14 protein-coding genes are annotated in these 13,185 nt (G+C 65.7%); 6 read left to right on the top strand and 8 right to left on the bottom strand.

Annotated features, from left to right (window positions below; translation table 11 throughout):
• Positions 1-236 precede the first annotated feature (236 nt).
• Genes WDB66_RS14060 through WDB66_RS14040 form a run of 5 tightly spaced genes read left to right on the top strand, consistent with a single transcriptional unit; the run spans position 237 to position 4,544 of the window.
• Positions 237-734 (top strand): DUF192 domain-containing protein, encoded by a 498-nt coding sequence (locus tag WDB66_RS14060; RefSeq protein ID WP_339399239.1) that lies wholly within the window; start codon positions 237-239, stop codon positions 732-734.
• Positions 731-1,585 (top strand): SirB1 family protein, encoded by an 855-nt coding sequence (locus tag WDB66_RS14055; RefSeq protein ID WP_339399238.1) that lies wholly within the window; start codon positions 731-733, stop codon positions 1,583-1,585. Before WDB66_RS14060 ends, WDB66_RS14055 begins: the two co-directional genes overlap by 4 nt.
• A 5-nt stretch (positions 1,586-1,590) precedes the next feature.
• Positions 1,591-2,220, top strand: coding sequence for a thiamine phosphate synthase (gene thiE / locus WDB66_RS14050; RefSeq protein WP_339399237.1), 630 nt, complete (start codon positions 1,591-1,593; stop codon positions 2,218-2,220).
• Entirely contained in the window at positions 2,217-3,509 is a 1,293-nt protein-coding gene (hemL, locus tag WDB66_RS14045) for a glutamate-1-semialdehyde 2,1-aminomutase (RefSeq protein ID WP_339399236.1), read from the top strand. The genes thiE and hemL overlap by 4 nt, the downstream gene beginning before the upstream one ends.
• 42 nt (positions 3,510-3,551) lie before the next feature.
• A complete protein-coding gene (locus WDB66_RS14040; RefSeq protein ID WP_339399235.1) occupies positions 3,552-4,544 on the top strand; it encodes a restriction endonuclease in 993 nt (330 codons plus the stop codon).
• A gap of 127 nt (positions 4,545-4,671) precedes the next feature.
• Here the strand turns inward: WDB66_RS14040 and WDB66_RS14035 are convergent, their stop codons facing one another.
• The 7 genes from WDB66_RS14035 to WDB66_RS14005 form a co-directional block, all read right to left on the bottom strand.
• Complete coding sequence (locus WDB66_RS14035; protein ID WP_339399234.1) at positions 4,672-4,965, bottom strand: ComEA family DNA-binding protein; 294 nt, start codon at positions 4,963-4,965, stop codon at positions 4,672-4,674.
• Positions 4,966-5,155: 190 nt separating this feature from the next.
• A complete protein-coding gene (locus WDB66_RS14030; RefSeq protein WP_339399233.1) occupies positions 5,156-6,445 on the bottom strand; it encodes an amidohydrolase in 1,290 nt (429 codons plus the stop codon).
• Between the two features lie 169 nt (positions 6,446-6,614).
• Positions 6,615-7,838 carry an aspartate aminotransferase family protein gene (locus WDB66_RS14025; protein WP_339399232.1) on the bottom strand — a complete coding sequence of 408 codons (1,224 nt, stop codon included), beginning with the start codon at positions 7,836-7,838 and terminating at the stop codon, positions 6,615-6,617.
• A 91-nt stretch (positions 7,839-7,929) separates the two neighbouring features.
• Positions 7,930-8,727 (bottom strand): aminotransferase class IV, encoded by a 798-nt coding sequence (locus WDB66_RS14020; RefSeq protein WP_339399231.1) that lies wholly within the window; start codon positions 8,725-8,727, stop codon positions 7,930-7,932.
• The gene (locus WDB66_RS14015; RefSeq protein ID WP_339399230.1) at positions 8,724-9,143 is read right to left on the bottom strand and encodes a VOC family protein; all 420 of its coding nucleotides are present in this window, start codon (positions 9,141-9,143) and stop codon (positions 8,724-8,726) included. The genes WDB66_RS14020 and WDB66_RS14015 overlap by 4 nt, the downstream gene beginning before the upstream one ends.
• A gap of 184 nt (positions 9,144-9,327) precedes the next feature.
• A complete protein-coding gene (locus WDB66_RS14010; RefSeq protein ID WP_339399229.1) occupies positions 9,328-9,621 on the bottom strand; it encodes a ComEA family DNA-binding protein in 294 nt (97 codons plus the stop codon).
• Positions 9,622-9,930: 309 nt separating this feature from the next.
• Complete coding sequence (locus WDB66_RS14005; protein WP_339399228.1) at positions 9,931-10,479, bottom strand: phosphoribosyltransferase family protein; 549 nt, start codon at positions 10,477-10,479, stop codon at positions 9,931-9,933.
• Positions 10,480-10,705: 226 nt separating this feature from the next.
• Between WDB66_RS14005 and WDB66_RS14000 the strand changes: the two genes are divergently transcribed.
• Complete coding sequence (locus tag WDB66_RS14000) at positions 10,706-11,068, top strand: Hpt domain-containing protein (RefSeq protein WP_339399227.1); 363 nt, start codon at positions 10,706-10,708, stop codon at positions 11,066-11,068.
• A 246-nt stretch (positions 11,069-11,314) separates the two neighbouring features.
• Here WDB66_RS14000 and WDB66_RS13995 read toward each other — a convergent pair whose 3' ends face one another.
• Positions 11,315-13,054, bottom strand: a complete 1,740-nt coding sequence (locus WDB66_RS13995; protein ID WP_339399226.1) for a M28 family metallopeptidase — start codon at positions 13,052-13,054, stop codon at positions 11,315-11,317.
• Between the last annotated feature and the right edge of the window lie 131 nt (positions 13,055-13,185).

The raw sequence follows: 13,185 nt of genomic DNA, 5'->3' as shown, positions 1-13,185 counted from the left end.
CCCCAGGGAGCCGCACATCTTACACCGGTTTTCCTTGCTGTCAACACCTCAAGGAGCCGATTTCTTCCCGCCGACCCCATCCGGAAACTCCGTCTGTGGTCAGCGAGCCGGCCATTATAGACCACCAAAGGGAAAATGCAAGCCCTTGGACTACTCCATTCTCTGCGCGCCCTCCGGCCGTGCAGCAGGGCGGCGCCTGGGCTATCGTCGCGCAGCCAAGACATCAGGTATGCGGGATGGATAGAGAGTTGCGTTCAATGCTGTTGCCAGTGGCATTGCTGCTGGCGATCACGCTGCTTTGCGGCTGCGCGACGGCGCAGGGACCATGGGTGGAATTGAAGGGTCAGCGCTACCAGGTGGAGCTGGCGCTGGATGACGCTTCGCGCATGCGCGGGCTGATGTTCCGCGACAGCCTGCCGCAGGACCACGGCATGCTGTTCGTGTTCGAGCAGCAGGAGCCACAGGCGTTCTGGATGCGCAACACCCGCATTCCTCTGGACATCCTCTATTTCGATGACGGGCTGCGTCTGGTTTCGGCCACCCATGGCGCACCACCGTGCACCACGGCCACGTGTCCTTCGTACCCGAGTACGCGGCCGGCGCGTTTCGTGCTGGAGCTCAACGCCGGCCATGCGCGGCGGCTGGGTGTGGTGGCCGGCGATGAACTGGTGCTGGCGCCGCGCCTGCGCGCCAGGCTTGATCCGCCGCCACGGGACACCACTTCTGGAACATGAGTATTTCCAAGACCCTTCCGCAGCATGAGGCCTGGGATCTTCTCGGGCGCACCCCGGATCGCGAGATCGGGTTGCTCGATGCCGCAATGCTGGTGGCGCGGGATGAGTACCCGGAGCTGGATACCGCGCACTACGAGGCGCTGTGGAGCACGCATACCGATACGCTGCGTTCGCGCCTGACCGATGCGTCCGGCAGCGAACAGCGCCTGATGCTGCTGAACCGCTACCTGTTCGATGAGCAGGGATTCTCCGGCAACCATGACGCGTTCTACGATCCGCGCAACAGCTACATCAACGATGTGCTGGACCGCCGCCTCGGCATTCCGCTGAGCCTGGCGCTGGTGCAGATGGAGTTGGCCCGGCGGCTTGAAGTGCCACTGGAAGGCATCTCCTTCCCCGGCCATTTCCTGGTGCGGTTGCGGGTGGAAGGCGGGCTGCTGGTGCTCGATCCCTATCATCGCGGCCGCTCGGTCGATGTGGATGAGCTCAAGCAGCGCGCCAGTCCGCATCTGGGCAACATCCAGGTCGATGACCAGCAACTGCTGCAGATGCTGGAACCGGCCAGTCACCGGATGATCGTGATGCGCATGTTGCGCAACCTGAAGGGGCTGTACCTGGAGCAGGAAAACTGGGAGAAGGCGCTGCGCTGCGCCGACCGTCTGGTACGCGTGGCCCCGCACAATCCCGATGCCTTGCGTGATCGCGGTGCGCTCTACCACCGCCTGGGCCATGTCGATGCCGCGCGGCCGGATCTGATGCGTTATCTCGAACTGTCACCGGATGCCGAAGACAACGAACAGATCCGTGAACTGCTGGTCGATGCCAGCCGCATGCACACCTCGCTCAACTGACCCGGATGCACGCGCTCACGCCCCGCGGCCTGTACCTGCTGACACCCGATACCGCCGACACCCCGCGCCTGCTGGCCGAGACCCGCCAGGCGCTGGACGCCGGCATCACTTGGCTGCAGCACCGTAACAAATGCCTTGACGGTGCCGGGCGCGAAGCCCAGGCGAGCGCCCTGCTCGCGCTGTGCCGCGAATACCGCGTGCCATTGATCATCAACGACGATATGCATCTGGCCGCGCGCATCGGCGCGGACGGCGTGCATCTTGGCGAAGGCGATGGTGACCTGCGGGCTGCACGTGAACTGCTCGGTCCCCGCGCCCTCATCGGTGCCTCGTGCTACGACGACATCGAACGTGCGCGGCACGCGGTGCAGGCCGGCGCCAGCCACGTCGCCTTCGGTGCATTTTTCCCCTCACCCACCAAGCCAGCCGCACGTCGTGCCACACCCGCCTTGCTGCGCGAAGCGGCGGTGTTGCCGGTGCCGAAAGTGGCCATCGGCGGCATCACGCCCGACAATGGCGGATTGCTCACCGCCGCCGGTGCCGACCTGCTGGCGGTGATTTCCAGCGTTTATGCCGCGCCCGACATCGGGGCTGCGGTGCGCGCCTACCACTCCTGTTTTCCGGACACGACATGACCACCAACCACGACCTGTTCACCCGCGCCCAGACGCGCATGCCTGGCGGCGTCAACTCGCCGGTGCGCGCCTTCCGTTCCGTCGGCGGCGAGCCCTTCTTCACCCGTCGCGCCGAAGGGCCTTATCTGTGGGATGTCGAAGGCAAGCGTTACATCGACTATGTCGGTTCGTGGGGGCCGATGATCGTCGGGCACAACCATCCTTATGTGCGTGAAGCCGTGGAGCGGGCGATCAAGGACGGCCTGAGCTTCGGCACACCCTGCGAGGCCGAAGTGACGATGGCCGAAACCATCGCCGAGCTGATTCCGTCGATCGACGTGGTGCGCATGGTCAACTCCGGCACCGAGGCCACGATGTCGGCGATCCGGCTGGCGCGCGGCGCGACCGGGCGTTCGCGCATCGTCAAGTTCGAAGGCTGCTACCACGGCCACGGCGATGCGTTTCTGGTGAAGGCCGGCTCCGGTGCGCTGACGCTCGGCACCCCGACCTCGCCGGGTGTGCCCACGGCACTGGCCGATCTCACCCTGACGCTGCCGTTCAATGATTTCGAAGCCGCCACGCGCCTGTTCGACGAACTCGGCCACGACATCGCCGGCCTGATCGTGGAGCCGGTCGCCGGCAACATGAACTGCATCCCGCCGCGCGAAGGCTATCTCGATCACCTGCGGGCGCTGTGCACCAAGCACGGCGCGCTGCTGATCTTCGACGAAGTGATGACCGGCTTCCGCGTTGCCCTCGGCGGCGCGCAGGCGCATTACGGCGTCACCCCGGACCTGACCACCTTCGGCAAGATCATCGGCGGCGGCATGCCGGTGGGCGCCTATGGCGGGCGCCGTGACTTGATGGAACAGATCGCGCCGGCCGGCCCGATCTATCAGGCCGGCACGCTGAGCGGCAATCCGGTGGCGATGGCGGCCGGCCTTGCGATGCTCACGCTGATCCGCGAAACCGGTTTCCACGATGAACTCGCCCGCCGCACGCGGCTGCTGTGCGACGGCTTGCAAGCTTGGGCCGATGGCGCCGGCGTGCCGTTCACCACGACCCGTGTGGGCGCAATGTTCGGCCTGTTCTTCACCTCGGACAAGAAGGTGGAAACCTACGCCCAGACCACGGCCTGCGATGTGCCGATGTTCAACCGTTTCTTCAATGCGATGCTGGAACGCGGCGTGTTTCTGGCGCCGTCCGCGTTCGAGGCCGGCTTCATGTCCAGCGCGCATGATGAAGACATCATCGGGGCGACGCTGGAGGCGGCGCGGGAGGCGTTCCAGATCGCCGCGCAGGTGGAATAGCGTCACCGCACCACTCAGGACACGAAGCCACAGGGGACCCGCATGAAAGCTGACGATCTTCCGGCATATTCCGACCTGATCCTGCCGGTCCTGCGTGCGGTACAAAAACTGGGAGGCTCGGCCCAGGCGGCCGAGATCCTGGAGCAGGTCATTTCCGATCTTGATCCTTCGGAAGAAGCCTTGGCCGTCACCTTCCCCAACCGTCCACACCACTCGATCCTGGTCGACAGGATCCTGTGGGGGCGTTCCTACGCCAAGCTGATCGGCGGTCTGGAAAGTCCAAAGCGGGCCGTCTTCCTTCTGACTCCGCTCGGGCGCGAGCTGCTGGCATTGCCGGAGAAGGAAGGCACACGCCGGGTCAAGGAACTTGATCGGGAATTCCGTCGTAACCGTCCGCAACGCAAATCCTCCGCCGACGGCAACGTGGCGGACAACACAATCGCCTCAGATGTCGATGCCGATCCCGACACCACCGACGCCGAAGCCGATGATCAGGACCTGCTTGATGCTGGCACGTCCCCGGGCCGACGCAGGGGATGGCGTGATGAACTGCTCGGACGACTGCATGCGCTGACCCCGGAAGGCTTTGAAGAGTTCGTAATGCTCCTGCTGCGGCTGTACGGGCTTGAGCTGGAGCGTGTTGGCAAGAGCGGTGACCGGGGCATCGATGGCATCGGCTTTGCGCCCATCAGCCCGGTGATGTCATCGCGCGTCGCGGTGCAGGTCAAGAAGTACGATCCCAACGGCCGCGCCGTTTCGCGCGAGGAAGTCTCGTTGTTTCAGAACGATGCCAAGAAACGGGGCGCGGAGCGCGCGATTTTCGTCACTCTGGGCCGCTACTCCAAGGCTGCCCGGGAGGAAGCGGTTGACGGAACGCCAACCGTTGATCTGATCGATGGCGATCACCTGACCGATCTGGTTCGTGAGAAGGAACTCGGGGTGAGCATGCAGCCAGTGGTCGAACCCGCCTGGTTTGACCGTTTCGACTCGACCCAGCCCACGAAGCCCTGCTCGAAGGACAAAGGCTCCAACTGACAAGTCACCGGATGGCTTAATTGATGTCGCTCACCTGACGGATCTGGTGCGCGAGAAGGGACTTGGAGTGCGCAAACAACATCGCCCCACACCACAGTGCAGGGCGATGCCGGTACTGGGGCGAGCCTCACTCAGGCTTGGTCGCAGTGGCGTTGCCAAGCTGGATGCGATCACGGTTCTTCTCGACGGTAGCAAGGCCGATGCCCTTCACTGCGGCGAGTTGATCGGCACTCTTGAACGGGCCGTTGGCCTGGCGGTGCTCGACGATGGCCTGTGCCTTGGCCGGACCGACGCCGTACAGGTTGGCAGCCAGCGCAGCGGCATCGGCGGTGTTGATGTTGACCGGGCCGGCGGCAAAGGCCGGGAAGCTCAGCATCAGCGAGAGCAGCAGGGACTTGAGAATGAGGGAAAGCTTGTTCATGTGATGTCTCCGATGAGGATGGGTGTCCGCCCGGGGGTTGTTCCTGGCGGTGGAGACAGTGTCCGCAACACCACGACCACGCGGCACTGGAAGATGCCGGAATCACATATAGGAATCGGCGGGATCACAGGGTAGGAAAACGCCGGGGACCGGCCGCTGGCCGAGGTTCTGCCGAACCCGCCAACGACATTCAATCCTCCGGCGCGGCCAGGAAATCCAGCGTGGCCTGGAGCATCGCGCGCACGCCGATGTCCAGCGCGGCCTCGTCCGGGGCGTAGAACGGCGAATGATTCATCGGCGCGCTCTCCAGCGCCTGCTCTGGCGGCGTGGTGCCGACGAAGAAGTACAGCCCCGGTGCAACATTGGCGAACTGCGAGAAGTCTTCGGCGATGGTGTAGCGCGGCACCTCGACCACGTTGCCGGCACCGGCGACCTTTTCCAGCGAGGGCCGCAGGCGTTGGGTCAACGCCGGATCGTTGCGCGTCACCGGCGCGTTCATATCGACCGACAGTTCGGCACTGGCACCGCTGGCGGCAGCGAAATGTTCGGCGGTACTGCGGAAACGGCGGATCACATCCTCGCGCACGTCCATGTCGAAGGTGCGCAGGGTGCCGACCATCGTGGCTTCGTCGGGAATGATGTTGAAGCGCGTGCCGGACTGGATCTGGCCTGCCGTCAGCACCACCGGATGCGCGGTGATGTCGATCTGGCGCGCGATGATCGATTGCGCGCCGAGCAGCACCTGCGCCGCGACAGTGATCGGGTCCACGCCGGCCCACGGCTGCGAACCATGGGTCTGCTGCCCGCGGACCTTCAGCATCCACTCGTCCGCGCTGGCCATGAACGGGCCGCTGCGCACACCCAGTTGCCCGACATGCAGGCGCGACCAGACGTGCAGGCCCATCACCGCATCGGGCGTGAAATCGGCGAACACGCCTTCGTCCAGCATCAGCCGGGCACCGGCGCTTTCACCCGGCAGCGGCGGGCCTTCCTCGGCCGGCTGGAACACGAACATCACCTCGCCCGCCAATTCATCCTTGCGCGCCGCCAGCGCCTGCGCCACGCCCATCAGGATCGCCACGTGCATATCGTGACCGCAGGCGTGCATCACCCCGACCGGCTGACCGCGATACTCGCTTTTCACCGTGGAAGCGAACGCCAGGCCGGTCTGTTCGGTGACCGGCAGCGCATCCATGTCGGCGCGCAGCGCGATGCGCGGGCCGGGCTTGCCGCCCTTGAGCACGGCGGTGACGCCGGTGTGCGCGATGCCGGTTTTCGGCGTCAGTCCGAGCGCGCGCAGGTGTCCGGCAACGATCTGCGCGGTACGCACCTCGTGATTGCCCAGCTCCGGATGCTGGTGCAGATCACGACGCCATTCGATCACCTGCGCCTGCAAGGCTGGATCGATGGAGACGGCGGTATCGGCGCTGGCCGCAGTGGCGAACAGCAATGGCAGCAGGAAGAAAAGTGGGCGGGACATGGGGGATGCTCCAGAGAAAGAAGATTCCCTCTCCCCCGCTAGCGGGAGAAAGAGTCAGGGTGAGGGTGCGAGCGCCGCAGGCGAGCAGGCTTTTGCATTTGGCCGGAAAGCCCCATCAGCCCAGCCCTCTCCCCCGCTAGCGGAGGAGAGGGAGCATATGTGGCGCGACTCACGCCCGCCATGTGGTGAGCGCGGCATCCAGCCGTGCCAGCCCTTCGGCGACATCGTCGGCACCGATATTGAGCGCCGGCACGAAACGCAACACATCCGGACCGGCCTGGAGCAGCAGCAGACCGGCGTTGGCGGCGTGATCGAGAATCTCCGCCGCGCGGCCGGAAAATTCCGCGCGCAGCACCGCGCCCAGCATCAGGCCACGGCCGCGCACGTCGGTGAACACCTGATGCTTTTCATCCAGCGCGCGCAGGCCTTCGCGCAGGGCGCGTGATTGGGTTTCGACATTGGCCAGCAATCCCGGCGCAGCCAGCTTGCGCAGCGCCACGCGCGCCACCGCCGCAGCCAGCGGATTGCCACCGAAGGTAGTGCCGTGGCTGCCGAACTCCAGCGTCTGCGCAGCGTGTTCGGCCACCAGCATCGCGCCGATGGGAAAACCGCAGCCCAGCCCTTTCGCCAGCGTCATGACATCAGGCACGACACCATCCCATTGATGCGCCCAGAGCTTGCCGCTGCGGCCCACGCCGGTCTGGATCTCGTCGAACACCAGCAGCGCGCCAACCTCATCGCAACGCGCACGCAGATGCGCGAGGAAACCCGGCGCCGCCGGCACGACACCGCCCTCTCCCTGCACCGGTTCCACCAGCACCGCCGCCACATCGGTATCGAACAGCGCATCGAACGCAGCCACATCGTTGAACGGGGCGTAGCGGAAACCGCCGGGCAGCGGCTCGAAACCCTGCTGGTATTTCGGCTGTGCGGTGGCGGTGACCGTGGCCAGGGTGCGGCCGTGGAACGAACCCTTGAAGCTGATGATGGTGCGCTGCTGCGGCGCGCGGCCAGCGTTCGCGGCATGGCGACGCACCAGCTTGATCGCGGCCTCGTTGGCCTCGGCACCGGAGTTGCAGAAGAACACGCGCGATGCGAAACCGCTGGCGGCGACCAGTTCCTCAGCCAACCGCAGCGGCGGTTCGCTGAGGAAGATGTTGCTGGTGTGCCAGAGCTTGTCGGCTTGTTCGTGCAGCGCCGCGAGGATGTCCGGATCGCCATGCCCCAGCGCGCTGACCGCGATTCCGGCGGCGAAATCCACGTATTCGCGGCCTTCGCTATCCCACAACCGCGAGCCCTGCCCGCGATCAAGCACCAGCGCGCGCTGGCGGTAGGTCGGCACAAGGTGCTGCTGGGCACTGGCTACCAGTGCGGCGCTGGAAGCATCGGTCATGGCGGGTGTTCCGTTCGGTGGGCCGCGCATTATCGGGCGCGCTGTCGGAACAGGTCATCTCGTTGTGCCGGTGGGCGCCCAGCCTGCCGCTTCACGGCACCGATGCGGGCGCGGTGGCAAGACAGCTGCGCAGGCGTTCGAGCAGCTGCGCATTCATGGCCAGCGGTACTTCGTCGAGTGATGCCACCGGCCAGACGCCGCCGGCATTGCAGCAGAACACCAGTTGCATCCGCGCCAGCGCAGCGCTGTCGAGCACGCGCGTGACAACCTGACCACCGAGACTTTCCCACTCCTGGGCGAGCAGTTGCATCGTCGTGCCTTGCAGACGCGGCGCTTCTGGCCAGAACAGTGTGTCGTCGCGCAGCGCGCCCAGATTCCAGGTGCTGCCCTCGCTGATGCGGTCGGCGCCGTCCTTCAGCAGCACATCATCAAAACCGGCCAGCTGCGCGCGGCGGCGCAGGTCGAGCAGATCGAACAGGCCGCTGTGCTTGATGTCGGGCAGATAACGCTGGTGCCGCACGCTTTGCAGCCGCACCGGCGCCCGCCGTGGCTCGGCGGCGGCACGGACCTGGATGAAAACCTGCAACTGCGCCTGCTGCGGCATATCCCGCGCCGTCCAGTTCGCGGCGCTGACGCTGATCCGCAGCCAGGCATCGGACAGGCCGTGCAGCACGCGGCGCAGCTGTTCGCGCACCCATTCCGGTGGCAGACCGCATCCGAACAGCGTGTGGCTGGCCTGATCCAGACGGGCCAGGTGCAGTTCCAGCCCGGGCACCGCGCCGGCACGCAACGGCATCGTGGTGAAGTGGCCGAATCCCGAAGCCGCCAGCCGCGCCAGCGCCTGCGGCGTGGCCGGCTCGCCGTCGATGAAGTCGCGTTCCGGTTTCACCACTCGCCCGTGTTCGGCATCGAAGCCCAGGGTTCGGCCGGTGGCAACGCCGCACCTTTCTGCAGCAGTTCGATCGAGATCAGATCCGGCGAGCGCACGAAAGCCATGCGGCCATCGCGCGGTGGGCGGTTGATCGTCACCCCCATCGCCGCCAGGTGCGCGCAAGCGGCATAGATGTCGTCGACCTGGAAGGCCAGATGCCCGAAGTTGCGGGCGCTGCCGTAATCCTCGTCGTCGTAATTGAAGGTTAGCTCGATTTCCGCTTCCGGATTTTCCGGCGCACCCAGATAGACCAGGGTGTAGCGGTGCTCGGGAACATCGATGCGCCGGGTTTCCTGCAAACCCAGCCCATCGCGGAAGAAGCGCAGCGACGCATCCAAGTCGCGCACTCGCACCATCGCGTGGAGGTATTTCATCTGTGGCTCCTGTCGAACGTGGCGCCGCCGTCCGGCGCAGGCCGACACGATAGCGCGCCGCAGCACGAATGGCCCGACGCCACACAATGCGAAGCGCAAAAACACACTGCCCGCCACACGACGCCGTGCAGCGGGCAGCAAGACGCATCAGGGCCCGGGGGAGCCCCGCTGCGCGACAGGGCTGTTATCGGGGCACGTCGCGGTCGGACAAACCCACCACGATGCGGTCCCGGTTTTTTTCGAGCGTGGCCGGCCCGATGCCCTTCACGCGGACCAGTTCGTCGGGGTGTACGAACGGACCCACCGTTTCACGTGAACTGATGATCGCCTCGGCCCGGGTCATGCCCACGCCACTGAGCTTGGCGGCCAGTTCCAGCGCGTCGGCATGGTTGATGTCGACCGTATCGGCCGCCCACAGCGGCGTGCAGGCCAGCAACAGCACCAGCCAGGCGGCTTGGCAGCGTCGGATCAGGTGCATGGTTTACTCCCGTCAGGCGATGTCGGCCGCAGGAGTGCGACCGACCGGCACAGTCTGAGATTCGCGCGCGCGGCGTGGCATCGGCGCAATGCCGATTGGCGGCTCGGAGTTTTCCTGTTCTGGCCTAGGAAATTTCCTAGAAGCCTCTGAGCAAGGTGTTATTCCAGCGGCTTTCAACAGCCGAATGGCTGGCCATCCAGCTCTTCGGCAAGCTGTTGAAAAACTGGATCCCGGCTTGACCAGCTTCGCTGTTGGAAGCCGCCGGGATGACGTTATGAGACGTGATCAGAATTTCCCTGGCCGCCGGCTTCAGCCTTCAAGCCGCAGCAGGTCGATCGCGAATTCTTCCTCGAACGGCGGCACATTGCACTCGATGACATCCTGCGGCGCGATCTGCAATTTCAGCCCGACGATGTCGGCCTGCACCGGCAAGGTGGCGCAGCAGCGGTCCACCAGCATCGCCAGATGCACATCGCCGGCCTTGTGCGCGCGCAGGAATTCCAGCACCGCAGCGGCGGAATGGCCCTGGTACAGCACATCGTCCACCACCACCAGGCGGCGGCCGGAAAAATCCGCCTGCTGTTGCTGTGCCGTCGCACTCAGACGGGTATCGGGATGCAGCAGGGTCAGATCGTCGCCGTAGCGCTTGACCTCCAGATTAATTCGTTCGATCGCCCACTCCGGGCGCAGTTGCGCGATGCGCTGGTGCAAGCGTTCGGCCAGCGGCACGCCGCGACGCTGCAATCCGATCAGGGTCAGCGGTGTGGCATCGAAGCGCATCGCGATCTGGCGCGCCATCGCGTCGATCACCGCTTCAAGCGCGGCAGCGTCATACAGGCGGAAACGGGTCTGTTGCATTGGAGATCCTCACAAGCTGGCCCGGACCGGATCGCGGCCGTGCCCACATCGCACACAGGGGCCGCAGTGGCGCATTCCGGTGATGCCGGAGGCCTGCGGCAAGGCCGCACCCTACCGCAAACCCGGTTTTGCCGGCCACGTGCGCGCATCACCGCGCACATCGCGTTATGCTGCGCGCCATCGAAACTTTTTCGATGCATCCCGCCCAGCCTGCCCTGATACCGAGATGACCGCGCCGATCACCCTGCATCCTGATGCCCTCGCGCTGCTGAGTACCCTGGACCAGAGCCAGCCCGGCAGCAGTGCCAAGCTGATCCGCCTGTTCGCCGCCGATGCACCGGCCCTGCTGAGCCGGATCGAACTGGGGCACGAGCGCCGCGACGTGGCCGAGATCAACCAGGCCGCCCATTTCCTGCGCTCCTCGGCGCTGGCACTGGGCGCCACCGACCTGGCCGATGCCGCATTCCGGCTTGAACACATGGACGCCTCGCAATTCGGTGGCAATGCCGCCGAGCTTCGCCTGGCGCAACTGCGCGTCTGCCTGCGTGACACCCTGCTGGGCCTGCTGGAACTGTCGCTGGAAGGCTGAACCTTCCGGCTGCGGAATCGGCACCGCAGCGTCCTGATCCTGTTTTCCATCCGCGTCGTGATGGCGCCGTGCCGCCGGCATGGCGGAGATTTCCTGCACGCAGTTTTTCGGCGCGCAAAAGAAAGACCCGCTTCGCGAACGAAGCGGGTCCCTCCCTCCCCACATCTTGTTTTGCCGCATCCTACGGAGCCCGACGCCGATGTGCACGCTGCACTGCACATAAACGCCGGGCGTGACGCGCCTGCATCAGTCCGCAGCAGCTTCCGCACGCTGTGCATCGCGCACCGCGCGGAAGGCGTGGCCGCTGTACCAGTTCGGCCAGGCATCGCCATTGGCCAGCTGGCTGCCCAGTTCGTACAGCGCTTCCAGATCCTGCACCACGCCTTCCAGATCCCAGTCCGGATCGACCACGTCGCCGGGCATGTGATAGCGGTTGGCAACGTAGTCGGCAGCCACCTGGGCGCCGTATTCCTCGCCCTTTTCGACATGGTCGTTGCCGGCCTTGGCGTACAGCGCCGGCACCCCGGCCTTGGCGAAATTGAAGTGGTCCGAACGGAAGTAATAGCCCTTCTCGACACTGGCCTCGGCGTGCAGCACGCGGCCCTGGCGCTCGGCGATCGGGCGCAGCAGGTCTTCCAGCTCCGAGGCGCCGTAACCATTGACGACAATGTCGCGGGTCTTGCCGATGATGTTCATCGCATCCAGGTTGATCACACCGACGGTGTCGCGCATCGGGAAGCTCGGGTGCGCGACGTAGTGGGCCGAACCCAGCAGACCCGATTCCTCCAGCGTCACCGCCGCGAACAGCACCGAGCGCTTCGGCCGCTGCCCGCCACGCGCGAAGGCGTCGGCGATTTCCAGGATGCCAGCCACGCCGCTGGCGTTGTCGATCGCGCCGTTGAAGATCTGCACGCTGCCGTCAGGTGCGGTCTGGGTGCCCAGATGATCCCAATGTGCCAGATACACGATGACCTCGTCGGGCCGCTCGCTGCCCGGGATCAGCGCCAACACATTGTTGGATTCGGACGTGCTGACCGCGCTTTCCAGCGCCACCGACAGCGTCGCCGGCAACGGCACGGCGCGGAAGCCGGGCTTGTTGGCGGCCAGACGCATCGCCTCCAGCGCCATGCCGGAACGCGCGAACAGATCCTGCGCGGTGTCGGCGCTGATCCAGCCCTGCAACGGCAGGCGCGGTTCGGGATCGGCGGCTGCCGGCAGATCGAACTGCGGCCCGCTCCAGCCACCCTCGACCACGCCCCAGCCGTAACCGGCACCGTCGGTATCGTGGATGATGATCGCCGCCGCCGCACCCTGGCGCGCAGCTTCCTCGAACTTGTAGGTCCAGCGCCCGTAATAGGTCATGCGCTTGCCGCCGAACAGCGCCGGATCATCGACATGGAAACCCGGATCGTTGATCAGCATGACCACGGTCTTGCCCTTCACATCCAGGCCGGCGTAGTCGTTCCAGTTTTCCTCCGGCGCCACCACGCCGTAGCCGACGAACACCAGCTCGCTGGAATCCAGCTCCACCCGCGCCTGCCCGGTGCGCGTACCGCCGACCCACTGCGGGCCGAACTGCCATTCCACCGGCGTGCCGCGCACATCCAGCGTCGCATTCGCAGGCGTGGCGGTGGTCTGCACCATCGGCACCGGCTGGTACCAGCTGTCGCCGTTGCCCGGCTTCAGGCCCATCTCCTGGAAGCGGTCGCGCAGGTATTCGATGGTCAGCGTTTCACCCTTCGTGCCCGGCGCGCGGCCGGCAAACTCGTCGGACGCCAGCACCGAGGTGTATTCGAGGAAATCAGCCGCCGTGATTGCGGCCTGGAAGGTGTGCGCCGGGCGCGCCACCGCAGCGGGTGCGTCTGCTGCGGCTTCGGCACTGGACGCAGGCAACGTGGCCGGGGCATCGGCGGAAGGCTCGCTGGAACGGTCACAGCCTGACAGCAGCACGCAGGCCAACGCGGCCACCAACATCGGGTATCGCATGGTCATTTCCTCATTGGATGACAGACCGCGCATTGTAAGCATCGCGGGCGGCGGCTTGTGGAGCGGGTGTCTGCGCGATCCGACTGCCTTAGCTTTTCTGTCCCGACGGAAGTTCCGCGCCATTTCGGCAG

It is taken from the genome of Denitratimonas organivorans, assembly GCF_037478135.1.
Taxonomy (GTDB): domain Bacteria; phylum Pseudomonadota; class Gammaproteobacteria; order Xanthomonadales; family Xanthomonadaceae; genus Denitratimonas.
The sequence above is the reverse complement of the archived record's forward strand: the minus strand, read 5'-3'. Positions and strand labels throughout refer to the sequence as shown.

Bases quoted from the DNA above. Each gene is read 5' to 3' on its own strand.
- WDB66_RS14060 (WP_339399239.1), top strand. From the start codon at position 237: ATGGATAGAGAGTTGCGTTCAATGCTGTTGCCAGTGGCATTGCTGCTG.
- WDB66_RS14055 (WP_339399238.1), top strand. From the start codon at position 731: ATGAGTATTTCCAAGACCCTTCCGCAGCATGAGGCCTGGGATCTTCTC.
- thiE (WP_339399237.1), top strand. From the start codon at position 1,591: ATGCACGCGCTCACGCCCCGCGGCCTGTACCTGCTGACACCCGATACC.
- hemL (WP_339399236.1), top strand. From the start codon at position 2,217: ATGACCACCAACCACGACCTGTTCACCCGCGCCCAGACGCGCATGCCT.
- WDB66_RS14040 (WP_339399235.1), top strand. From the start codon at position 3,552: ATGAAAGCTGACGATCTTCCGGCATATTCCGACCTGATCCTGCCGGTC.
- WDB66_RS14035 (WP_339399234.1), bottom strand. From the start codon at position 4,965: ATGAACAAGCTTTCCCTCATTCTCAAGTCCCTGCTGCTCTCGCTGATG.
- WDB66_RS14030 (WP_339399233.1), bottom strand. From the start codon at position 6,445: ATGTCCCGCCCACTTTTCTTCCTGCTGCCATTGCTGTTCGCCACTGCG.
- WDB66_RS14025 (WP_339399232.1), bottom strand. From the start codon at position 7,838: ATGACCGATGCTTCCAGCGCCGCACTGGTAGCCAGTGCCCAGCAGCAC.
- WDB66_RS14015 (WP_339399230.1), bottom strand. From the start codon at position 9,143: ATGAAATACCTCCACGCGATGGTGCGAGTGCGCGACTTGGATGCGTCG.
- WDB66_RS14010 (WP_339399229.1), bottom strand. From the start codon at position 9,621: ATGCACCTGATCCGACGCTGCCAAGCCGCCTGGCTGGTGCTGTTGCTG.
- WDB66_RS14005 (WP_339399228.1), bottom strand. From the start codon at position 10,479: ATGCAACAGACCCGTTTCCGCCTGTATGACGCTGCCGCGCTTGAAGCG.
- WDB66_RS14000 (WP_339399227.1), top strand. From the start codon at position 10,706: ATGACCGCGCCGATCACCCTGCATCCTGATGCCCTCGCGCTGCTGAGT.
- WDB66_RS13995 (WP_339399226.1), bottom strand. From the start codon at position 13,054: ATGCGATACCCGATGTTGGTGGCCGCGTTGGCCTGCGTGCTGCTGTCA.